The sequence below is a fragment of the Bradyrhizobium sp. genome, from assembly GCF_049798375.1.
Classification (GTDB): domain Bacteria; phylum Pseudomonadota; class Alphaproteobacteria; order Rhizobiales; family Xanthobacteraceae; genus Bradyrhizobium.
This window is the reverse complement of the sequence record NZ_JBARGP010000739.1, coordinates 1-6,191: the sequence shown is the minus strand read 5'-3', so window position 1 is coordinate 6,191 and position 6,191 is coordinate 1. Positions and strand designations below refer to the sequence as shown.

The following is a 6,191-nucleotide window of genomic DNA, read 5'->3' as shown; positions in this document are numbered from 1 at the left end:
CCCATGATGATGACGGCGGCGGCGAAGATCAGCATCGCGTAATGATCGATGAAATGGGCTGAATTGACGAAGCCGATGACGCGGCTCGGGCTGTTCATGTGGCGATTCCTCAAATGTCTTGAAATCGACTATAATGGGCCATTCTGACGGGATGCCGCCAATGACAATCGTCGAGACGCCAATCCGCGAGCTGCATCCGGACCGCCGCATCATCGAGGCCGGCGTGCACCTGGTCGCACGCCGCTACCGCCACGGCACCCGGCTCGATCCGCACATGCACCGCGAGGCCCAGCTCGTCTACGCGACCAGCGGCACCATGCAGGTGACGACGCCGAACGGGCTGTGGCTGGTGCCGCCGGATCGCGCCGTCTGGGTGCCGGCCAAGCTCGGGCATGCGATCGACATGCTCGCCGACACCATGATGCGCACGCTCTATTTCGATCTCGACTGGCTGGCGAGGCATGGGCAGCGCCGGCGGCTGCAACAGGAGTTCGTGGTGCACGTCTCGCCGCTGCTGCGCGAAATGATCGCGGCGCTGTTCGACGGCGACGACGATCTTGCGCGTGCCGGCCTCCTGATCAGGCTTATAATGCTGGAAATGCGCCATGCCCGCGATTCCGCGACCTTCATCCCCCTGCCGCAGGAGCCGCGCTGCCGCCGCGCGGCCCAGATGGTGCTGGCCGCGCCGGCGGCGGCCTTCGATATCGAGACGCTGGCGGAAAAAGTCGGCACTTCGGCGCGAACTCTGTCGCGACGCTTTGCCGCGGAGACCAGGCTCAGCTTCAAGTCCTGGTGCCAGCGCGCGCGGATCGCAGCGGCGATCGAGCGGCTGACGAGTGGACGTCACGGCTCGGTCAAGCAGCTCGCCGCTGACCTCGGTTACGCCAGCGTGCCGGCTTTCTCGCATGCCTTCCGGCAGGTCACGGGCAAATCGCCGACCGAATTTACCGCACAGGACGAACTGCGGCACCCGCGCACCCTGAGCGTGCCAACGCGCTCTTGAGCGAACCTTAAGCTTGATTGTGACCAGCTTTGCCATAAATCAATGTCATGTTAGCCGATCAGCTGGGGATTCGACGAAACATCAGATGGCCAACGCCTTTTTCACCGACCTGCTCTCCACCATTTCCGAGCGCGGCCGCACGCTTCTTGGGCGCGGGCATACGGCCACCCGGCACGATGCCCAAACGCTGGCCGAGCTTTGCGAGGCGCTGGTCTCAGGCGCCGGCGAAGCCTCCGGTACCGCGATGGCGCGGGACGTGCTCGACGGCTATCACGATCTCGATGCCGACGGACGACAGGCGTTCTTCACCGCATTGGTGCATAATTTCGGCCCCGACACGGCCAAGCTTGCCAACGCGATCGAGAGCTGGCGCGCCAAGCCGACCGACGAAGGCGCGAGCGCGCTGCATTTCGCCTCCGAGCCGCGCCGGCAGGAGCTGATCCGCCGCCTCAACCGCGCGCCGGGCGGCACCGGCGAACTGGTCGCGATGCGCACCGATCTGTTGGGATTGATGAAAGGCCATCCTGAACTCGCCGCGCTCGACCGCGACGTCGTGCATCTCTTGGGCTCTTGGTTCAACAGGGGGTTTCTCGTGCTGCGCCGGATCGACTGGTCGACGCCTGCCAACATTCTCGAACAGATCATCCGTTACGAGGCGGTCCATGAGATCCATGACTGGGACGATCTGCGCCGCCGCCTCGATCCGGTCGACCGGCGCTGCTATGCCTTCTTCCATCCGGCGATGCCCGATGCCCCGCTGATCTTCGTCGAGGTGGCGCTGACCGAGACCATTCCATCGGCGATCGCGCCGCTGCTCGCGGTCGACCGCCAGCCGGTCGCAATCGATCGCGCCCGCACCGCCGCGTTCTATTCGATCTCGAATACCCAGCGCGGCCTCGGCGGCATCTCGTTCGGCAATTTCCTGATCAAGCAGGTCGTGGAAGAGCTGCGCCGCGAGTTGCCGAAGCTCGACACCTTCGTCACGCTGTCGCCGGTGCCGAACTTCGCGGGCTGGCTGAAGCAGACCAATGAGATCGGTGACGACGACCGCGCCGTGCTCAAGCTGCTGGACGAGCCGAACTGGTTCGCCAACCCCGAGACCGAGACGCAGCTCCGCGCGGTGCTGGAGCCGCTGGCCGCCTATTACTTCCTGAAGGCCCGGACGTCGAAGGGCAAGCTGAACGATCCCGTCGCGCGCTTCCATCTCGGCAACGGCGCCCGGCTCGAGCGCATCAACTGGCTCGGCGATCTCTCGCCCAAGGGCTTGCGCGAATCCGCCGGCATCATGGTCAACTATCTCTACCGTCTCGACGACATCGAGAAGAACCACGAGGCCTACGCCAATGAAGGCGAGGTCGTCGCCTCCAGCGCGGTGAAGAAGCTGCTCAAGGCCGAAGGCCGCAGGCTGCTGGATATGCGGCTGTCGTAACGATCGATAGGGGCAGGCCTGTAGGGTGGGCAAAGGCGCGCGGCGCCGTGCCCACCGCTTTTCAATCGAAGCTGTTGTTTTCTGATCATGGTGGGCACGCTGTCGCTTTGCCCGCCCTACGGCTCCTCTCTCCACCTCGTCATTCCGGGACATCGCTCTCTCCACATCGTCATTGCGAGCGAAGCGAAGCAATCCAGAATCACGTGCCGCGACTCTGGATTGCTTCCGCCGTCGCCCTTCGGGCTATGGCGGACAAGTCGTCGCCGCCGCTCCTCGCAATGGCGACGGCATAGACTTTCCTTCCCGCGGCGCATGAGCGTCCGAGCTTTGCCAAGACATCCCCTCCAAAATCAGAGGGCGCAGGGAAGACCGGGTATCCGCTGATACCCATGGTCCGCGTGCAGCAAAAAAGCACGCGGCAGAACCACAGGTTCAGCCAATAACCGGCCTTCCCTGCGCAATGGCTTTACGGCTTATACGTGCTCTCCCCAGGGACCGGCGTTCTTGCCCCTGTCGCCCGCGCGCTCGTCGAGCACGCGGACTTGGCGTCAGCACCGGGACGCCAGGACCACACGATTTCACCGTCCGCGTCGCTGCCGTCCGTCCAACGGCATTGAAGCGGCCACCGCATCCCGCACCCGACGTTCGTGACGACGCGTACGTCCCTCTTCGATTGAGGCGGGATGAGATAATAAATACTGATTTTCGGAAAATTATAAGCGGAATATTTTTGCCCGCAGCTCTTGAACAGACCGACGCATTTGAGATGCTTCGGAAAATCGCCGTTTCGGCGCAGGTTATTCGCGCTTTGCCCCCTAGCAGGACTCACGAACTGTCATTGCGAGGAGCGCAAGCGACGACCTGTCCGCCATAGCCCGAAGGGCGACGGCGGAAGCAATCCAGATCTTCCGCGTGATCTCTGGATTGCTTCGCTTACGCTCGCAATGACAGCAGAGCGCATACTTAGATCACGATGCGATTACACAGAATCGCATCGTGATCTCATCTCTTTGTTTGAGCATGATCTTTTCGGAAAACCGGTTTCCACTTTTCCGGATCATGCTCTAGCTCGCGCTCTGCGGCCGCAGCCGCAGCAACGCCGCTGGCAGGTTCGCCGACAGCCAGACCGCAATCGCATCCTGCTTGCGGTGATAGACCAAGCCGGCCGCGACGACGGCGATGCCGATCAGGGACAGCGCGAACGGAAACATCAGGGAGTCCTTGAACACGACGTGGGCGAGGTGGCCGAGATAGAGCATGATGCCGAAGGTCCCGAACACGGCATAAGCGCGCCGCATGATGATCACGGCAATCGCCAGCAGGCCGACATTGAACAGGCAATAGAGCAAACGGCCGAGCTCGGTCGCACCATCCGTGGCAGTGATGCCGCCCCAGAACGCGAGCAGTCCGAACAGATGCAGCCAGAACGCAAAGTCGCCGTTGCGGCTGCGACAGTCGACGATCCAGCCGACCACGAGGATGGCAAAGCCGAACCACACCGAGACCCGTCGGCGCATCTCGAAATCGGAATGCGTGATGTCGATGATCCAGGGCGCCAGATCCATCGACATGAACCACAGCGCGACCGAGATGATGGCGACGATGAAGGGCACGCGATAAAAGCGCAGCGCGAGCGCGCCGGCGAGGACGGCCGCGGTCTCCATGAAAATCCAGCTGCCCTTGATCCAGATGTAGAAATCGTGAACCGTGCCGGGCTTGCCGAAGCGGCTCCACAGCCCGAGTTCGTCCTGGATGCCGAAGACCGCGAGGGGCGCCATCGACACCGCGATCGCGATCAAGAGGCCGCCCGGCACGCGCAGACCCTTGCGCCAGAGGTGGTCGCCGGCAAAGCCGAACGCGAGCGCGTAGACGGCGGCGCAGCCGGTGAGCGCCCGCCCGCCCATCTGGGAGAACGCGACCGTCGAGAACAGGCCCATGGCGCCGATCACGATCAGCGCGCCGGCATACCAGAGCAGATGCGCGGCATCGAACTTGGCCGCCGGGGCGACGCGGCTTTGCGCGACGCCCTGCGAAAGGAAGGCGAGCAGCTGCTGCAAATCCGTCTCGCCAATCACGCCGGCGCCTGCCGCCGCGCGAAGATCACTTTCCGAATAGGACATGGGCCATCTCCTGATGGTGTGCAATCTACGGGCGCCTTGCCCGCGCTCGGTCATCGCGAACTGGAGATGAGTGTATCGAATTTTGAGCAATGTTCAAGAAATATTTGAGCGACGCTCAATTATGAATACTAAAATACCATCCCCAAGAATGTCATCGCCCGGCGCCGACCGGGCGATCCAGTACGCCGCGGCATCTCGGTCAATCACGATCGCCTTCGGAATACTGGATCGTCCGCCTGCTTCTGTTTAGCCCGGAGACATAGCTGACATCTGTTCGGACACATCACTGACACTTTTGCCGTCCGTCAAATCGATTGATGCGACGTGCCAGCTGGCGAAGAAAATCCCGTAATGGCCGTCGCGGTCGAGTGGCCGGACTGCGAGGAGTTCGCGAGCGAATGCCTGCGGGACCTTCCACAGCTGGCCCTTGAAGGAGATGTATGCTCTGGTCGAAGAGGCTCTTCGGACCATCTCGCTGCTGTCATATTCGATTTCCGGAAGCTGCTCTGGCATGGTGCGGGAGCTGGGCCGGAAACGATCGGCGGGAACACACATGTCGAGCCCCTGATGCGGGCGCTCGTGATTGTAGATCATGCGCCAGTCATCGAAGGCGCGCTGTACTTCCGAGAGGGTCCGGAAGCGGTGCATGGCAAACACCTCCGCGTCCATGGTGCGGTGGAAGCGTTCGTTCTTGCCGCGAGCCTGCGGATGACACGGTCTGGCATGGATGACGCGAATGCCGAGCTTGAGCAGCCATACCTTCAACCCGGTCCAGTGCACGCCGGACGTATCGCCCCAGGGCGAACCGTTGTCGGTGTAGAAGGCCTCCGGCAGGCCATAGCGTTGGAACGTGGCCGTCAGATGCTCCTGCACGATAGCGCGCTGCTCGTTGATGCAAGCCTGCAGGCACACGGCGTAGCGCGAGTAATCATCGACAATCGTCAGCGGATGGCATCGCGATCCATCGGCGAGCGCACGGTGTCCCTTGAAGTCCATCTGCCACAGCAGATTGGGCGCTTCCTTCTCGAAACGATGGCCCGGATTTGGCGGTGCATTCTTGCTCGGCTCGACACGACCGTTCCGGCACAGGATTTGATGCACGGTCGATTGAGCCGGCGATGCCACCCCGTCCCGTTTCAGGCAATGGACAATCTTGCGCGCCCCCCAGGCCGAATGCTTGTCGCGCACGGCCAAAACCTGTGCTTCCACTGACGCTGCACTGCGCCTCGGCGTCCGCTTCGGACGACGGGACTGATCGGCCAGCTCATGGTCGCCCGTCTTCCAACGCTTTATCAATTTGTACCCGACGTCAGGACTGATGCCGAACCGCCGACACAGCTGCCGCCGATTCGCTCCTTCCTGCAACGCAAGCCGTACAAATTCCTGTCGCTGCTCCATGACTGACACCTTGTTCCAAGGCATGGACGGCCTCCCGATTCGGACCTATCCAGCTCAGTTTGATGTGTCAGCTATGTCTCCGAACACCTGTAAGGGATGTCTCCGGGCCATACACTTCACGGGCGATGACAGCGGAAAGAGCAACGTCAATTCACATCTGCCTGCGCGCCCCTGATCAGCCGTCCCGGGCGCGCGCCGGTGGCCTTGCCGCCGCGGCGCGTTACCTGGCCCGCGACGATGG

General features: G+C 62.5%; 4 protein-coding genes. 2 read left to right on the top strand and 2 right to left on the bottom strand.

Annotated elements, in window-relative coordinates; translation table 11 throughout:
• The first annotated feature begins 160 nt into the window (after positions 1-160).
• Both WA702_RS28510 and WA702_RS28505 read left to right on the top strand, forming a co-directional pair.
• Entirely contained in the window at positions 161-1,003 is an 843-nt protein-coding gene (locus WA702_RS28510) for a helix-turn-helix domain-containing protein (RefSeq protein ID WP_425113882.1), read from the top strand.
• 85 nt (positions 1,004-1,088) lie between these two features.
• Entirely contained in the window at positions 1,089-2,432 is a 1,344-nt protein-coding gene (locus tag WA702_RS28505) for a malonyl-CoA decarboxylase (protein WP_425113881.1), read from the top strand.
• Positions 2,433-3,496: 1,064 nt separating this feature from the next.
• Here WA702_RS28505 and WA702_RS28500 read toward each other — a convergent pair.
• The gene (locus tag WA702_RS28500; protein ID WP_425113880.1) at positions 3,497-4,552 is read right to left on the bottom strand and encodes a hypothetical protein; all 1,056 of its coding nucleotides are present in this window, start codon (positions 4,550-4,552) and stop codon (positions 3,497-3,499) included.
• A gap of 246 nt (positions 4,553-4,798) precedes the next feature.
• Complete coding sequence (locus WA702_RS28495) at positions 4,799-5,974, bottom strand: IS481 family transposase (RefSeq protein WP_425113879.1); 1,176 nt, start codon at positions 5,972-5,974, stop codon at positions 4,799-4,801.
• Positions 5,975-6,191: the final 217 nt, after the last annotated feature.